Origin of the sequence: Nocardioides nitrophenolicus, assembly GCF_016907515.1 — a bacterium.
GTDB lineage: Bacteria > Actinomycetota > Actinomycetes > Propionibacteriales > Nocardioidaceae > Nocardioides > Nocardioides nitrophenolicus.
Genome location: NZ_JAFBBY010000001.1, coordinates 4,079,340 through 4,094,075, shown reverse-complemented (window position 1 = coordinate 4,094,075; position 14,736 = coordinate 4,079,340). Strand labels below are relative to the sequence as shown.

Here is a 14,736-nt window from a genome sequence, read left to right as displayed (position 1 = left end):
CGTGGCCGGCTCGCTGCTGCACCCCGCCACCACGAGCGCGCAAACCAGACCCGCGACGGCCGTACCCGCGAAGCATGGCGAACGACGATCACGGGACATAGCCGAGCTCCACCAGCTTCGCGGCGAAGTTCTCGATCACCTCACGGTTGCGTTCTACCCAGGCCGGCCGCACCTCCTCGAGCAGCTCCTTCACCTTCGCGTAGTAGGGCTCACCGCAGTCGGCGTAGAGCACCGACCACTCCATCACCGTCTCGGCACTGACCCGCTCCGGCTCCGGCACCAGGATGTAGGCACGGTCGACTCCCTTGAGGAAGGACGTCGACGGGTCCTCGTCGCTCACAGCCAGGCCCGAGCCCTCCCGCAGGCACTGAGCCATCGCCACCCGCAACGGCTGCACCCGAGGATCACTCCTCGTCGTCAGCTCCTGATCCTCCTGCCACGGTAGAGCGAGCTTGTCGACGACGCCCTCGAAATCGACACCGCTGACCGAGTCGATGCCCTTTGCGCGGTCCTCCTCCCAAAGCCTCTTCAAGCACGCACCGTCCGTGCCTTCACCACCGACCTCGTAGTCCTCCATGTCCAGGCCGTACCGCTCAGCAGGCGAGTAGATGGGCGGCAGCCCCCACTCCCGGATCATGTCGAGCTCTGGATAGGTGCTCTCGTTGGTGCTCTGCACCAGATCCAGCGGAATGGGCGTCCCTCCGCATTCCTCTCGGACCTGGAGATTGCTCGTGAAGTTGCCGATCCGTCGACCGCGACCGGCGCTCTCCGCGCCCGGGATCGGAAGGAAGTACTCGATCACGTCCTCCACGACCTGCGGGTCGACCCCGGCCGACCCCGGTCCTTCGCCGGGGCCGCCGCTTCCCACCGGATCGCTCGCACACCCCGCTGCGGCAAGCGCGCACACGAGAACCGCGGCGGCTCTCCAACGCATCGCACTCACCAGCAGGCTAGAACGAGTAGTAGACGTCGGAGTTGTCGCCACCGACGCGCTCACCCTTCAGCGTGACGCCGTCCATCGTCTCGCCCACGACCGCCTTGTTGTCCCAGACGCCCGGGTCGACCCACTTCTCCGACAGCGAGCTCTCGGACCACCCGCTGCCGTTGTTGTACCAGCCCTGGATCCTGATCCGGACCACCGTCTGGTGCGCCACCAGACCCGCGCACTCATGACTCGCGTACGACGGCTCCGAGTTGGCGATGTTGCCGGCCGTCCACCGCCACCCTCCCGCGCAGGCCGCGCTGGCCGGCGACAGCGACGCACCTCCGACCACGACCGCTGCCGTCGCCACCAGCCCCACCCCGACGACCGAACCAAGCGCCCTCGTCCTCATGCCCATCAGCTGCTCCCCCTCCGAGACGGGCCTCGCACCCGAAGCGAGGCCCTGAGGAGCGGATCATGGCCACACCGACCGGCGGATCTCAACGGTCCAGGCGCCACCAACCTGCTGGAGGAGCTTATTTTGTCATCCGCGTGACAACTTTTCCGTCGCCGTCGCCCGCTACATCGCCGGCGGCGGCAGGTACACCGACTTCGCCTCGGTGTACTGCGCCAGCCCCTCCGGCCCGAACTCCCGGCCCAGCCCGGAGGCCTTGAAGCCACCGAAGGGCGCCGCGAAGTCCATGGTGTAGGTGTTGACGCCGTAGGTGCCGGTCCGCACGCCGCGGGCGACATCGAGCCCGACCTCCTGGTCGGCGGTCCACACGGTGCCGGCCAGGCCGTACTCGGAGTCGTTGGCGATCCGGATCGCGTCGGCCACGTCGGCGTAGGGGATGACCGAGAGGACCGGGCCGAAGATCTCCTCCTGGGCGATCCGCATGGTGTTGTCGACGCCGGCGAAGACGGTCGGGCGGACGTACCAGCCGCGGTCGAGTCCGTCGGGGCGGCCCTCGCCGCCGGTCAGCAGCCGGGCGCCCTCCTCCTGCCCGAGCCGGATGTACGACGCCACCCGCTCCTGCTGGCGCCGCGCGACCATGGGGCCGATCTCGGTGGCGGGGTCGAGCGGGTCGCCGACCTTCATGGCGCCGATCGCCGAGGCCAGTGCCTCAGCGAACGCGTCGTGCCGCTCGCGCGAGACCAGGACCCGGGTCTGCGCGACGCAGGCCTGGCCGGAGTTCATCACGCCGAGGAATTTCAGGCCCTCGATCGCGGCGGCCTCGTCGGCGTCGTCGAGGATGATCGCGGCGGACTTGCCGCCGAGCTCGAGGGAGACCCGCTTGAGCTGCTCGCCGCAGATCGCGCCGATCTTGCGGCCCGCGGCGGTGGAGCCGGTGAAGGCGACCTTGTCGACGCCGGGGTGGCGCACCAGGTGCTCCCCCACCTCGCGACCACCCGCGACGATCGACACCACGCCCTCGGGTACGCCGGCCTCGACGAGCAGCTCGGCCAGCAGGTAGGCGTCCAGCGGGGTCTCCGGCGCGGGCTTCACCACGACGGTGCACCCGGCCAGGAGGGCCGGCACGAGCTTCGACAGGATCGTGAACTGGGGGACGTTCCACGGCGGGATGGCCGCGACGACGCCCACCGGCTCGTGCCGTACGACGACGTCCGCGCCGAGCACACCCGGGCGCCGCTCCTCCCACGGGAACTCCCGCGCGATGCCGAGGAATGCCTCGATCTGCATCCATGGGGCCGGCGCCTGCGCGAGCGAGCTGAACGAGATCGGCGAGCCCATCTCGGTGGAGATGACGCTCGCCATGTCCTCGAGCCGGGCGGCGTACAGGCCGGACAGGCTCTGGACGACGTCGATCCGCTCGGCCGGGCTCAGCCGGGGCCACGGCCCCTCGTCGAACGCCTTCCGCGCGGCCGCTACGGCCGCGTCGATGTCGGCGGTGCTGCCCTCCGGCACCCGCGCGACCATCTCCTCCGAGTGCGGCGAGACCACCTCCAGCACGGCGTCCGTCGCGGGCTTGGCCCAGGTGCCGCCGATGAAGAGGGCGTCGCGGTCGAGGGTCGTCATGAGTTCTCCTTGGCCAGATCGAACCAGTCGCTGAATCCCGAGGGGTCGTGCCGCCCGAGGGCGCCGTGCTCGAACAGGCCCCACCCCTCGGCACCGTCCGGTACGCCGGCCCCGGCGCCGTGCACGGTGGCCTGCCCGACATGGTCGATCACGCCGAACATCACCCGGCCGGCGACGGCAGGGTCGTTCATGTCGTAGGTGAGCCGCTCGGTGAAGCCGGCGCCCTTCCACATGCCGTGGGTCCAGTCGGAGTCGCCGCCGTAGCCGCCGCCGACGTGGATCGGCACGGGCAGCTTCGAGGCGACCTCGAGCACGAGCTCCTTGCCGTCGGGCGTGGTGCACGCGATGGTGGCGCCGGTCGGGATCCGGGTGCCGGGCGTGTAGCGGATCGTCACCCGCGGCCAGCCGAGCTGCTCGACCCGCCCGTCGCGCCAGACCCGCGTGCAGTCGTTGAGCGTGCGGAAGCCGTCCGGCGTCTCCTGGATGATGACGACGACGCAGAACTCCTCGAAGCGCAGCGGCACGTAGAGCCACCACATGCCCTCGAACGCCGGGTCCGCGGGCTTGCCGGCGGGCGCCGCCTCCCCCACCGGGCGGATGCCCCACGAGCGGTCCCGCGAGCCGACCCAGCGGTCGGGGGTGACCTCGATGTCGGTGCCGTCGACGCTGAGCACGCCCTCCCAGGTCCCGAGCTGGGCGAAGCGCTGCGCGTCGAGCGTCGTACCGCTGCCCTGGCGCATCACGTGGGGCAGCTCCTGGACGACCGGGAAGGAGCCCTCCCAGGTCAGGTCCATCGCGATCCCCTCGGTCTCCTCCAGCACCAGGCGCAGCTTGTGGAGCGGCTCGACCACCTCGACCCGGTAGTTGCCGACCTGCTGGGCCATCCGGTCGGCGCCGCGCGGGTCGGCGGCGTCGCCGAGGTGGAGGGCGGTCTGCTCGTCGCCGCGGCGGAGCAGGACGAAGGCGTCCTTGGTGCCGAGGTTCGGGTAGAAGCCGAGCCCGGTGATGAGGAACAGGTCGCCGGTGCGGTCGTGGGCGTTGAGGTAGCAGCGGTCGTAGAAGTTCCGGTCGCTGCTCCCGGCCCAGGCCACCGGGCGCGGGAGCTGGTGGATCGGGAACTCGTCGAGCGGGCCGAGGCCGACGTACTCGTCGTGCAGGCTCATGCGCCGACCTCCTCGAGCAGCCGCTCGAGGAGCGGGCGGTGGTGGAAGACGGACTCGGGGTCCGCGGGCCGCTCGATCTCGCCGAAGTGGATCTGGCGCGCGCTGGTGCGCAGGAACACGCAGCCCCAGTTGACGGCGGCGTGCAGCAGGTACCAGGTCAGGTCGCCGGGCTCGACGCCGGTCAGCTCGCGGTAGGTCGCGACGACGTCCTCGGTGGCCAGGAAGTCGGGCATGCCGGGCAGGCCGAGCATGGTCGCGATCTCCTGGAAGACCTGGTGGGCGAAGACCAGCCAGGCCAGGTCCATCTCGCGGGGGCCGAGCGTGGCCATCTCCCAGTCGAGGACGGCGACCGGCGTGAAGTCGCGGTACATCATGTTGCCGATCCGGGCGTCGCCCCACACCAGCACCGGCTCGCCCTCCTCCGCGGGGAGGTTCGCCCCGAGCCAGGCCAGGCCGCGCTCGATCAGCGGCGAGCGCGGGCTCGGCTCCGCGGTGGTGATGGCGTACTCGTACCAGGCCCGGGTCTTGGCCAGGTTGCGCGCCAGCGGCGTCGCGCCCTCGTGCCCGGTGACCTCGGGGTCGAGGAAGGCGAAGGTCGTCGCCGCGTCGGGGATGCCGTGCAGCTTCGCGAGCACCTCGACGGTGCCGCGCTGCAGCCGCTCCTGCTGGTCCGGCGCGGCGTCGTAGAGCCAGTTGTCGCCGAACGGGTACGGCAGCACGTCGGGCGGCACCGCGCCGTCGAGCCGGTCCATCAGGAAGAACGGGGTGCCGAGCACCTCCCCCGTCGGCTCGTTGAGCCCGACCGTCGGCACCGGTACGCCGGCCAGCTCGCCGGCGAGCCGCATGGCGTCGTACTGGTCGGTGAGCCGGTACTCCGCGAAGACCGGCAGGTCGCCGGCCGCCGGGGCCACCCGGGCGACGTACTCGCGGGTGACGCGGGCTCCGTCCTCGGTGGTGGTGATCGCGAGCAGCACGGTCTCGCTGGACATCCCGTTGGTCTGGATCCCGTCGTGGAGGGTGACCTCGGGCGCGGCGCCCTCGGGCAGCACGCCGCTCAGCCACTCCTCGAGGCGGTCGTGGACCGCACCCTGGTCGCGGCTGGACCGCTGCAGGGTCATCTCGGCGATCTCTGCGGGCAACGGCTCGGTCACGGGTCCTCCTGACTCCACGCTACTAGAACGTGTTCTATGTCACGACGAGCGTTACGGTACCCTCGGTATCGAAAGAGGGGAAGAGGCATGGGGACGGAGATCTCCACCGCGCGGGCCACCGGCCGGCCACGAGACCCGCGGATCGAGCAGGCCGCGCTCGCCGCGGTGCGCGCACTCCTCGCCGAGGGCGGGTACGCCGCCGTGACCGTCTCCGCCGTCGCCGCCCGGGCCGGCACCACCAAGGCGGCGCTCTACCGGCGCTGGCCCGCCCTGCCGCACCTGGTCCACGAGGCCGCCTTCCCCAGCGACCTCGCCCTCGACCTGCACCTCGGCGGCTCGCTCGAGGAGGACCTCGCCGGCATCGTCCGCGGCGCCCGTGACGCCCTCTGCTCCCCCGTCGGCGCGGCCGCCCTGCCCGCGCTGCTCGCCGAGATCACCACCTGGCCCGACCTGCACGCCGCCATGCTGGAGCGCTTCGCCGGCTCGTTCCGGGCGATCGACGAGCGGCTCGCCGTCGCGGTGGCCGCCGGGGAGGCCCACCCCGACGCCCGCGCCGACGACCTGCTCCGCCTGGTCATCGGCGCCGTCATCGCCGGCGTGCTGCTCACCCCCGGACAGCTCGACGACGCCTGGGCCGACCGGCTCACCGACAGCCTGGTGCGCAGCCTGCGTCCCTAGCCGTCCGCGTCTGGGGTGGGTGTACCCGGGCGGGTGGGACTCGTCGTACCCGGCATTCGGGGCGTGGATCCGGCCGGGAGGCGACCCGGATGCCGGGTACGACGCTCAACCCGGCCCCCGCACCACCCGCCTAGCCGATGTCGGCCAGCGCCAGGCCCTCTTCGTCGCCGAGCCGGGCCAGCGCCTCGGCGTCGGGACCGTAGATCGCGGAGCCGCCGATGAAGGTAGACGGTCCACAGCGACCCGTCAGCCCGGCGACGACGACGTGCAGCCCGTGGTCGAGCGCGCGGGCGGCGTAGGTGACGTCGAGGCGGCGGGCGCCGCCGGGGAAGTACGCGACCGAGGCGAGGTACGCCGACGCGCCGGCCGCCGCGGCGAGCGCGGCGTGCTCCGGGACGCTGCCGTCGCGGCAGATCGAGAGCGCGAGGACCCGGCCGTCGACGGTGATGGTGGCGGGATGCTCGCCGGGGACGAACCAGGTGGGCTCGTCGCCGTCGAGGTGCTGCTTGTCGTACGGCGCCGAGGTGGTGCCGTCGGGCTCGACGACCACGGCGGCGAGGGTCCGGCCGTGGTCGCGGCGCAGGGCGGTCGAGACGACCGCGGTCGTCCCGCCCGCCGCGCAGGCCGTGCGCACCGGGTCGAGGAGCGGGCCGGCCAGGTCGACGGGGGTCGGGAGGTCGCCGCGGAACGCGCTCGCGTCGTACCCGGTCAGGAATGCCTCCGGGAGCACCACCACCCGGGCGCCCCGCTCGCCCGCCGCGGCGACCAGGCGGGCGGCGGTGGCGACGTTGTGGGCGAGCTCGCCGGCGCGGGCCTCGGCCTGCGCCGCGGCGACGATCATCAGTGCGCGACGACCTCGACGCGCTGGAACTCCTTGAGCTCGGTGTAGCCGGTCGTGGCCATCGAGCGCTTGAGGGCGCCGACCAGGTTCATGGTGCCGTCGGCGACCCGGGAGGGCCCGAACAGGATCTCCTCGATGGTGCCGACCTGGTCGAACTGGACCCGCTGGCCGCGGGGCAGGTCGGCGTGGTGCGCCTCGGCGCCCCAGTGGAAGCCGCGGCCGGGGGCGTCGGTGGCGCGCGCGAACGGCGAGCCGACCATGACGGCGTCGGCGCCGCAGGCGATCGCCTTGGCGAGGTCGCCCGACGTGCCGATGGAGCCGTCGGCGATGACGTGGACGTAGCGGCCGCCCGACTCGTCGAGGTAGTCGCGGCGCGCCGCGGCGACGTCGGCGACGGCGGAGGCCATCGGCACCGAGATGCCGAGGACGGTGCGGGTGGTGTGGGCGGCACCGCCGCCGAAGCCGACGAGGACGCCGGCCGCGCCGGTGCGCATCAGGTGCAGTGCGGCCTGGTGGGTCGCGCAGCCGCCGACGATGACCGGCACGTCGAGCTCGTAGATGAACTCCTTGAGGTTCAGCGGCTCGGCCTGGCTGGAGACGTGCTCGGCCGAGACGGTGGTGCCGCGGATGACGAACAGGTCGACGCCGGCGTCGGTCACCGTCTTCGCGAACTCCTTGGTGCGCTGCGGCGACAGCGAGCCCGCCACGGTCACGCCGGCCTCGCGCACCTCGCGCAGCCGCTCGGTGATCAGCTCGGCCTTGATCGGCTCGGTGTAGATCTCCTGCAGGCGCCGGGTCGCCTCGACCCCCTGCAGGCCGGCGACCTCGTCGAGGAGGGGCTGCGGGTCGTCGTAGCGCGTCCACAGGCCCTCGAGGTTGAGCACCCCGAGGCCGCCGAACCGACCGAAGTCGATCGCGGTCCTCGGCGACATCACCGAGTCCATCGGCGCCGCGAGGATCGGCAGGGAGAACCGGTAGGCGTCGATCTGCCAGTCCACGCTGACCTCCTCGGGGTCGCGGGTGCGCCGCGAGGGCACGATCGCGATGTCGTCGAAGGAGTACGCCGTCCGGGCCCGCTTGGCGCGGCCGATCTCGATGTCGCTCACGCCGACGAGGATATCGGGGCCGGGGCTCAGGGCCGCATGCCGGCGAGGTCGAGGAACATGACGTGCAGCCCGGCGAGACTGCCGTCGGGTCGCCGGAAGGCACCCGGGACGGTGCCGATCACCTCGAAGCCGAGGCTGCGCCACAGCGCGACCGCCGCGGTGTTGGTGGTGACGACCGCGTTGAACTGGATGCCCGCGAAGCCCTGCTCCCGGTGCCAGGCGACGACGTGCTCGCCGAGCGCCCGGCCCACGCCCGCGCCCCGGGCGGCGCCGGAGACCATGAACGACGCCGTGCCGATGTGACTGCCCTGGGCCGGCCGGTTCGGGCCCATCTTCGCGGTGCCGACGACCACCCCGTCGAGCTCGGCCACGGCGACCGCGCCGGGCTGGCCCAGCCAGAAGTCGCGGGCCTCGGCGTCGTCGAGCACCGGGACGGCGTACGTCTCACCGGCCGCCAGGACCTCGGTGATGATCGAAGCGAGAGCCGACCAGTCGTCGTCGCGGCAGGGGCGGATCACCAGGTCGCTCACGCCGACGACGATAGAGCCATCGGCCGGCTGGTGCCGTCACTCGACCCGCGCGCACAGGGCGTAGACGGTGAACCTGATCGCGTTGGAGGAGGTGTTGGCCACCCGAACCGTCCATGCGGTCTGCCCGTTGGTCGGATAGCTCTCGTGGACGTACGCCCCGCCCGTGCCGATGGCGCCGCCCCCCTCCTTCTCGGCGATGAAGCCACCGCCGAGCACGTTCTTGCCGGCCGGACACTGCGCCGTCTTCGAGACGGTGATCTCCGAGGGAACCGTCTGGATCTCGTAGACCTGCGTGTAGCCGGAGATCCCGGGCGCTCCGGTGGCGCCCGTCGGACCCCGGGAACCGGTCGCGCCGGTCGCACCGGTCGCACCGGTCTCTCCCCTGGGGCCCTGCGGGCCGCTCGCGCCGGTGTCGCCCTTCGGCCCCTGCGGGCCCGTCGCGCCGGCGTCACCCTTCGGACCGGTCGGACCCGCCTCGCCCTGCGGACCCACCTCGCCCTGCGGACCCACCTCGCCCTGCGGGCCGAGCGCACCGTCGGCACCGGAGGGCCCGAGCGCACCGTCGGTACCGGACGGCCCGGGCGCGCCGACGTCGCCCTGCGGTCCCCGCTGGCTCCACACGAGGACCTTCTCGCCCTTGCGGCACCTGGCTTCGGTGATCCGGACCGCGCCCGACTTCTTCGCGACGCAGGCGCGGATCGCGCCGTCCGGGGAGGAGGAGAGCGTCGCCCCCACCGCGACGCCGCCGCCGAGGGCGACCACGGCGGTCGCGAGGAGCAGGACGGTCAGGGACAGTGACCGCTGGAGCAGGGCTGCGAGCCCACGGACACGGGACATGGAGGGCCTCCGGACGGGTTCGAGATATTCGATACCTGCGACCGTAACGAATTTCGCGACCCGTGTCCCGGGAATGCCGGAGCTCAGCCGGTCTCGTCGACGACGAGAAGTCGCGCCAGACTCGCCCGCAACCAGGACGCGTACTGCGCGACGGTCCACCCCCGCTCGCCGGTCAGCACCACGAACGTCTCTCCCTTGGTGAGCAGGTAGACCTCGTCGACCAGGTGGTCGGACGGCTCGTCGACGAAGGCCCGCGCCAGCGTGCGGGACGCGGCGACGTGTCGCCGGTTGCCCTCCTCGACCTCCTGCGCCGCCGCCGCGTCGAGCGCCTCGGCGACCTGCAGAGCCGGGATGAGCGGCGCCATCGGGACGAGCGAGCGCACCGCGAAGTCGACGATGACGTCCAGTCGCTCCCCCGGAGGGCGCGCATCCAGGCCGAGCTCGGCGAAAGCCGTGGTCAGGTCGCGGTCGCCGCCGAAGCTCACCCGCTGCAGCGCGGCCATGGCCAGCGCGCCCTTCGTGGGGTACGCCGTGGTGACCAGCTCGACGGAGACGCCGGCGTCGGCGGCCACGCGGGCCATCGTCGTCGCGCCCCAGCCGTCAGCGGCGAACATCGCGGCCGCGACGTCGACGATCCGATCTCGTCGCTCCTGGGCCGCGGCCCGGCGCCGTGAGGCGTCGTAGGGACGCTTCGACGCGCTCACCGGTGGTAGTTGGGCGCCTCGACGGTCATCTCGATGTCGTGGGGGTGGCTCTCCTTGAGCGAGGCCGAGGTGATCCGGATGAACCGCCCCTTCTCCTGCAGCTCCGGGATGGTGCGCGCGCCGACGTAGAACATCGACTGGGACAGCCCGCCGAGCAGCTGGTGGGCGACGCCGGCGAGCGGGCCCTTGTAGGCGACCCGGCCCTCGATGCCCTCGGGGACGATCTTGTCGTCGCTGGTGACCTCGGCCTGGAAGTAGCGGTCCTTGGAGTAGGACTTCTTGCCGCGCGAGGACATCGCGCCGAGGGAGCCCATCCCGCGGTAGGCCTTGTACTGCTTGCCCTGGTGGAAGACGACCTCGCCCGGCGACTCCTCGCAGCCGGCGAGCATCGAGCCGATCATGACCGACTCGGCGCCCGCGACGATCGCCTTCGCGATGTCGCCGGACTGCTGCAGGCCGCCGTCGGCGATCACGGGTACGCCGGCCGGCCCGGCCGCGAGGGACGCCTCGTAGACCGCGGTCACCTGGGGGACGCCGCAGCCGGTGACGACGCGGGTGGTGCAGATGGAGCCGGGACCGAAGCCGACCTTGACGGCGTCGGCGCCCGCGTCGACGAAGGCCTGGGCGCCCTCCCGGGTCGCGACGTTGCCGCCGATGACCTGGACGTGCCGGGTGGCCGGGTCGGACTTGAGCCGGCGGACCATGTCGAGCAGGAGCGTGACGTGGCCGTGGGCGGTGTCGGCGACGAGGACGTCGACGCCCGCCTCGATCAGGCCGGTGGCCCGCTCCCACGCGTCGCCGAAGTAGCCGATCGCGGCGCCGACCATGAGCCGGCCGTCGGCGTCCTTGGACGCGAGCGGGAACTGCTCGGACTTCACGAAGTCCTTGACCGTGATCAGTCCGCCGAGGCGGCCGTCGGCGTCGACCAGGGGCAGCCGCTCGCGCTTGTGCTTGCGCAGCAGCGCGGTGGCGTCGTCGCGGGAGATGCCGACCGAGCCGGTGACCAGCGGCATCGGCGTCATCACCTCGTCGACCTTGGTGGTGGCCCACTCCGCGACGGGGGTGAACCGCAGGTCGCGGTTGGTGCAGATGCCGAGCAGCCGGTTGTCGGCGTCGACGACGGGGAGACCGGAGACGCGGTACTCGCCGCAGATCCGGTCCAGCTCCTCGAGGGTCGCGTCGGGGCCGATGGTGACCGGGTTGGAGATGATGCCGGTCTGGGTCCGCTTGACGAGGTCGACCTGGTAGGCCTGCTCCTCGGCGGACAGGTTGCGGTGCAGGATGCCGATGCCGCCCTGGCGCGCCATCGCGATCGCCATCCGGGACTCGGTGACCGTGTCCATCGCCGCACTGATCAGCGGCGACCTCAGCGAGATCTCGCGGGTCAGCCGCGAGGTGGTGTCGATGTCGTCGGGCGCCAGGTCGGAATGACCGGGCAGCAGCAGGACGTCGTCGTAGGTGAGACCGAGCGCGGCGAACTTGTCGGGGACCTCCACCCGACCAGTCTAGGCCGTGATCGGGGTCACGCCCGGCCCGGTCCGGACCGGGCGCGACCCCGCGGCCGGGGCTACCGGACGACCAGCTTCCGGTACGCCGTCACGACCGGCTCCTGCGTCGCGCTGCCGGCCAGCTCGAGGCGTACGAAGTGGCGACCCCTGGCCAGGCGCGGCAGCCGGATCCTGACCCGGCTCGCGGCACCGAGGCGCAGGGTGGCGAGCACCTTGCCGCCTTCGCGGACCACGATCTGACCGGTGGGCTGGCCCGCCGTCCCGACCAGGCGCGGGTCGACCACGATCACGGCCCGCTTTCCCTTGCGGACCTTGGCCCGCTTGAAGCGCCAGTCAAGGGCGACGTCGGCCTTGCCGGCGGCGGCCGGCGGAGTGATCACGGGGTCGGTGATCTCGGCGCCGAGGATCCCGTCGAGGGTGACCGGGTCGAGGCCGGCACCGGCCTCGTAGAAGCCGGCGAACGCGGCCGCGCCGGATCCGGTCAGGGTCGCGGGCAGCGCGCCACCGGTGATCCGGTCGCCGACCGCCTTCCAGCCCTGCGCGTCGAGCTCGGCGAGGACGACGCCCGGGTACGACACCAGCTCGTGCGTGGTCTGGTCCTTGGACGTGACGTCGGCGACCAGCTCGCCCGTCGTGCCGGACAGGCGCAGCACCGGGTCGCTGATGGTCAGCGCCAGGCACGGCGAGCTCTCCACCGCACAGGTGGGCGGGCCGTCGTGGCCGGTGAGGCGCACCGTGCCGCCGAGGCGGACCTCCGCCGCACCCTGAGCCGGGTCGCTCCACCCCCCGGTGACCGGGAAGGTGAAGGTGCCGTCGTTCCTCTGGACGACCCCGTCGCTCACGGCGACGCTGCCGTGGGCGATCGGGCCGGCCAGGTAGTCGCGGAAGGACTTCTTGACGCCCCAGGCGAGCGTGCCGCCGCTCACCTCGCGGCGCACGGCGGAGGGAGCGGCCACGGTCAGCGTCGCGGTGCGGGTGTACGTCGTACCGACGGCGTTGGAGAGCCGGGCCCTCAGCTGGGTGCCGGACTGCTCGGTGCCGGCGTCGAGCACGGTGAGGAAGCCGCCGTCGACGGCGATGCTCTCGTCGTCCTCGTCGACGTTCTGCCAGAATCCGCCGACCTTGCGCTGCCAGGTGATGTCCGGGTACGGGTGGCCGGCCGGCATCACCTTGAACAGGGCGTCGTCGCCGGTGCCGACGGTCAGGTCGTCCGGCGGCGCCGCGACGCGCGGGAAGAACTCGACGGTCAGGTCGGCGACAGCCGACGTGCTGGTGGCGTACGCGTTGGTGGCGAGCACCCGGAACTGACGGCCGTTGTCGTCGCTGGTCGCCGGCCAGGTCAGTGCGGCGGTGGTGGCGCCCGACACGTCGGCCCACTTGGCGCTGCTGCTGGCGCGGGTCTGCCAGCGCAGGGAGTCACTGTCGGCGAAGGCGGCGGTGAGCTGGACGTCCTGGGTGGCGACGTCCTTCTCGAGCCGGATGGTGCGGTCCGCCGGCGACTCGGTCGCCGTCGGGGCGATCCCGGCGAGGGAGAACTTGAGCACCCGGTCGTCGCCCGTGGTGCTGGCGACGAAGACGCTCTGGTCGGTGCCGATGTCACCGCCGAGGTAGTTGAAGAACGAGTCGGCGCCGAGCCCCGGGACGCTGAGGTCGGTCCAGCCGTCCTGGTTCCAGATCCGCACCCGGCGGCCGGAGAAGTCAAGCATGATCGCCGAGAAGGTGTCCTGCTCCATGCGATCGGCGAGGAAGGAGCCACCGGTGGCGCCGAGCCAGTCGCCGGTGCCGGCGTAGGCGCCGTCGACGACCCCGATCCGGTGCTTGTCGCCGCTGTAGGGCGAGACCCAGAAGCCCGCCGCGTCGCGGAAGACCATCGTCGGCTGGTCGTACAGCCCCGGCTGCTTCGCACGGGGATCGGTGACACCGGTGACCGGGGTCGCCGCGATCGTCTGGGTGCCCGTGGTGAGCACGATCCGTCGCACGCCGCGCGAGGTGCCGGCCGACGCGGTGAACACCGAGGTGGCGGTCACGGGGAGCACGGCCTCACGGTCGGAGAAGGCGACGCCGGTGTACGCGGTGGAGAGCAGGCCGGAGGCGGCGGTTGCGTCGCGGGTGAGGACGGCGAGGCCGCTGGCGCCGAGGGCGACCAGCCGGTCCCTCGCCTTGTCGAAGGCGACGTCGCGCACGGTGCCGATGCCGACGGCGAGGGTCGCGGCGGCGTAGCCGGAGGAGGCGTCGTACCGGTAGACGACCAGGTCACTGCCCGAGACCATCAGCACGTCGCCGGTGGTGGGGTCGAGGATCATGCCCGGGAAGCCCTGGTTCGCCGCGCCGATGGTGCCGGTCGGCAGGGGCGCCAGCGTGGTGTAGTCGTAGGCCTGGAGCACGGCCCCGGTCCCCCCGTCCGGCACGTGCTGGACGTGGAGGACGCCGCGCTGCCTGTCGGCGACCAGGTTGCTCACGCTGGTGAGGCCGTCGATCTCACCGGCGGCCTCGTACTGCGGGGCACCGGAGGCGACCACCTTCTCCGTCGTCACCGTGGGCTTGCCGCCCGGGCCCGTGTAGTCGATGTCGACGAGATCCAGGGCGGCCCCGGTGGGGTAGAAGCCGGCGAAGGCCGGCGCGGCCTCCTCGGTGAGGGTCGAGGGGAGGTCGGTCCATCGGGTGGTCGTGGCATCGACGGTCGGGGTCACCGACGCGATGTCGAACGCGGCGACCGGCACCCGGCCGTACTCCACCAGGACGCCGTCGAGACCCATCGAGACGACGTCGGCGCTGATCGCCTGCACCTCGCCGTCGATGTCGACCTCGAGGTCGCGGAAGGTCATGTCGAGCGCACCCCCGTGGGCGGAGAACGCCACCGTGCCGGTGAGGCCGAGGTGCAGCGCCTTGGTGTCGGGGTCGTAGCTGCCGTCGGCGACGTCGAACACGAACTCGCCGTCGGCGTTCTGGGTCAGCCCCTCGGAGACGGTGATCCCGGCGGTGCCGATGTACTGCCGGAAGGAGGCGCGCACGCCCCACACGACCGTGCCGTCGGCGATGGCGACGGACGTGTCGTCGCCGGTGTCGTCGGCCGCCGCGGCCCGCGCGGGCGGGGCGAGCAGCAGGGCGGGGCACACCAGGCAGAGCGCGGTCAGCAGGACGAGGAGCAGGTGGGGTGGGCGCGCGGAGGCGCGCCACCCGGACGACGACGAGGTCACCGGAGGTCCTTTCGGAACGGAGGGGGAGGCGAGCGGGACCCGAGACCGTTCACCAAGATAG

13 protein-coding genes are annotated in these 14,736 nt (G+C 72.5%); 1 reads left to right on the top strand and 12 read right to left on the bottom strand.

Annotation, left to right across the window (positions count from 1 at the left end; translation table 11 throughout):
• Window positions 1-88: 88 nt before the first annotated feature.
• From JOD66_RS19785 to JOD66_RS19765, 5 genes are all read right to left on the bottom strand, one after another.
• Window positions 89-811 (bottom strand): hypothetical protein, encoded by a 723-nt coding sequence (locus JOD66_RS19785; protein WP_204838525.1) that lies wholly within the window; start codon window positions 809-811, stop codon window positions 89-91.
• A gap of 139 nt (window positions 812-950) precedes the next feature.
• Complete coding sequence (locus JOD66_RS19780; protein WP_204838524.1) at window positions 951-1,334, bottom strand: hypothetical protein; 384 nt, start codon at window positions 1,332-1,334, stop codon at window positions 951-953.
• A gap of 168 nt (window positions 1,335-1,502) precedes the next feature.
• Window positions 1,503-2,960 (bottom strand): aldehyde dehydrogenase, encoded by a 1,458-nt coding sequence (locus JOD66_RS19775; protein WP_204838523.1) that lies wholly within the window; start codon window positions 2,958-2,960, stop codon window positions 1,503-1,505.
• Window positions 2,957-4,123 carry an Rv3169 family protein gene (locus JOD66_RS19770; RefSeq protein WP_204838522.1) on the bottom strand — a complete coding sequence of 389 codons (1,167 nt, stop codon included), beginning with the start codon at window positions 4,121-4,123 and terminating at the stop codon, window positions 2,957-2,959. Before JOD66_RS19770 ends, JOD66_RS19775 begins: the two co-directional genes overlap by 4 nt.
• Window positions 4,120-5,274, bottom strand: a complete 1,155-nt coding sequence (locus JOD66_RS19765; RefSeq protein ID WP_307823619.1) for a phosphotransferase family protein — start codon at window positions 5,272-5,274, stop codon at window positions 4,120-4,122. Before JOD66_RS19765 ends, JOD66_RS19770 begins: the two co-directional genes overlap by 4 nt.
• A gap of 87 nt (window positions 5,275-5,361) precedes the next feature.
• Between JOD66_RS19765 and JOD66_RS19760 the strand changes: the two genes are divergently transcribed.
• Window positions 5,362-5,952, top strand: coding sequence for a TetR-like C-terminal domain-containing protein (locus JOD66_RS19760; RefSeq protein ID WP_204838521.1), 591 nt, complete (start codon window positions 5,362-5,364; stop codon window positions 5,950-5,952).
• Window positions 5,953-6,082: 130 nt separating this feature from the next.
• Here JOD66_RS19760 and JOD66_RS19755 read toward each other — a convergent pair whose 3' ends face one another.
• The 7 genes from JOD66_RS19755 to JOD66_RS19725 all read right to left on the bottom strand — a co-directional run bounded on the left by JOD66_RS19755 (window position 6,083) and on the right by JOD66_RS19725 (window position 14,675).
• Entirely contained in the window at window positions 6,083-6,793 is a 711-nt protein-coding gene (locus tag JOD66_RS19755) for a carbon-nitrogen hydrolase family protein (protein WP_204838520.1), read from the bottom strand.
• The gene (locus JOD66_RS19750) at window positions 6,793-7,899 is read right to left on the bottom strand and encodes a GuaB3 family IMP dehydrogenase-related protein (RefSeq protein ID WP_179729596.1); all 1,107 of its coding nucleotides are present in this window, start codon (window positions 7,897-7,899) and stop codon (window positions 6,793-6,795) included. Before JOD66_RS19750 ends, JOD66_RS19755 begins: the two co-directional genes overlap by 1 nt.
• 26 nt (window positions 7,900-7,925) lie before the next feature.
• Window positions 7,926-8,429 (bottom strand): GNAT family N-acetyltransferase, encoded by a 504-nt coding sequence (locus tag JOD66_RS19745; protein ID WP_307823618.1) that lies wholly within the window; start codon window positions 8,427-8,429, stop codon window positions 7,926-7,928.
• Between the two features lie 36 nt (window positions 8,430-8,465).
• Window positions 8,466-9,266, bottom strand: coding sequence for a collagen-like domain-containing protein (locus tag JOD66_RS29235; protein ID WP_204838519.1), 801 nt, complete (start codon window positions 9,264-9,266; stop codon window positions 8,466-8,468).
• A gap of 83 nt (window positions 9,267-9,349) precedes the next feature.
• Window positions 9,350-9,970: a TetR/AcrR family transcriptional regulator gene (locus JOD66_RS19735; RefSeq protein WP_204838518.1), complete on the bottom strand. Its 621-nt coding sequence runs from the start codon at window positions 9,968-9,970 to the stop codon at window positions 9,350-9,352.
• The gene (gene guaB / locus JOD66_RS19730) at window positions 9,967-11,466 is read right to left on the bottom strand and encodes an IMP dehydrogenase (RefSeq protein WP_204838517.1); all 1,500 of its coding nucleotides are present in this window, start codon (window positions 11,464-11,466) and stop codon (window positions 9,967-9,969) included. The genes JOD66_RS19735 and guaB overlap by 4 nt, the downstream gene beginning before the upstream one ends.
• A 71-nt stretch (window positions 11,467-11,537) precedes the next feature.
• Window positions 11,538-14,675: an HtaA domain-containing protein gene (locus JOD66_RS19725; protein ID WP_204838516.1), complete on the bottom strand. Its 3,138-nt coding sequence runs from the start codon at window positions 14,673-14,675 to the stop codon at window positions 11,538-11,540.
• Between the last annotated feature and the right edge of the window lie 61 nt (window positions 14,676-14,736).

Coding starts and splice junctions, on each gene's coding strand:
- JOD66_RS19780 (WP_204838524.1), bottom strand. CDS start 1,334: ATGAGGACGAGGGCGCTTGGTTCGGTCGTCGGGGTGGGGCTGGTGGCG.
- JOD66_RS19775 (WP_204838523.1), bottom strand. CDS start 2,960: ATGACGACCCTCGACCGCGACGCCCTCTTCATCGGCGGCACCTGGGCC.
- JOD66_RS19770 (WP_204838522.1), bottom strand. CDS start 4,123: ATGAGCCTGCACGACGAGTACGTCGGCCTCGGCCCGCTCGACGAGTTC.
- JOD66_RS19760 (WP_204838521.1), top strand. CDS start 5,362: ATGGGGACGGAGATCTCCACCGCGCGGGCCACCGGCCGGCCACGAGAC.
- JOD66_RS19755 (WP_204838520.1), bottom strand. CDS start 6,793: ATGATCGTCGCCGCGGCGCAGGCCGAGGCCCGCGCCGGCGAGCTCGCC.
- JOD66_RS29235 (WP_204838519.1), bottom strand. CDS start 9,266: ATGTCCCGTGTCCGTGGGCTCGCAGCCCTGCTCCAGCGGTCACTGTCC.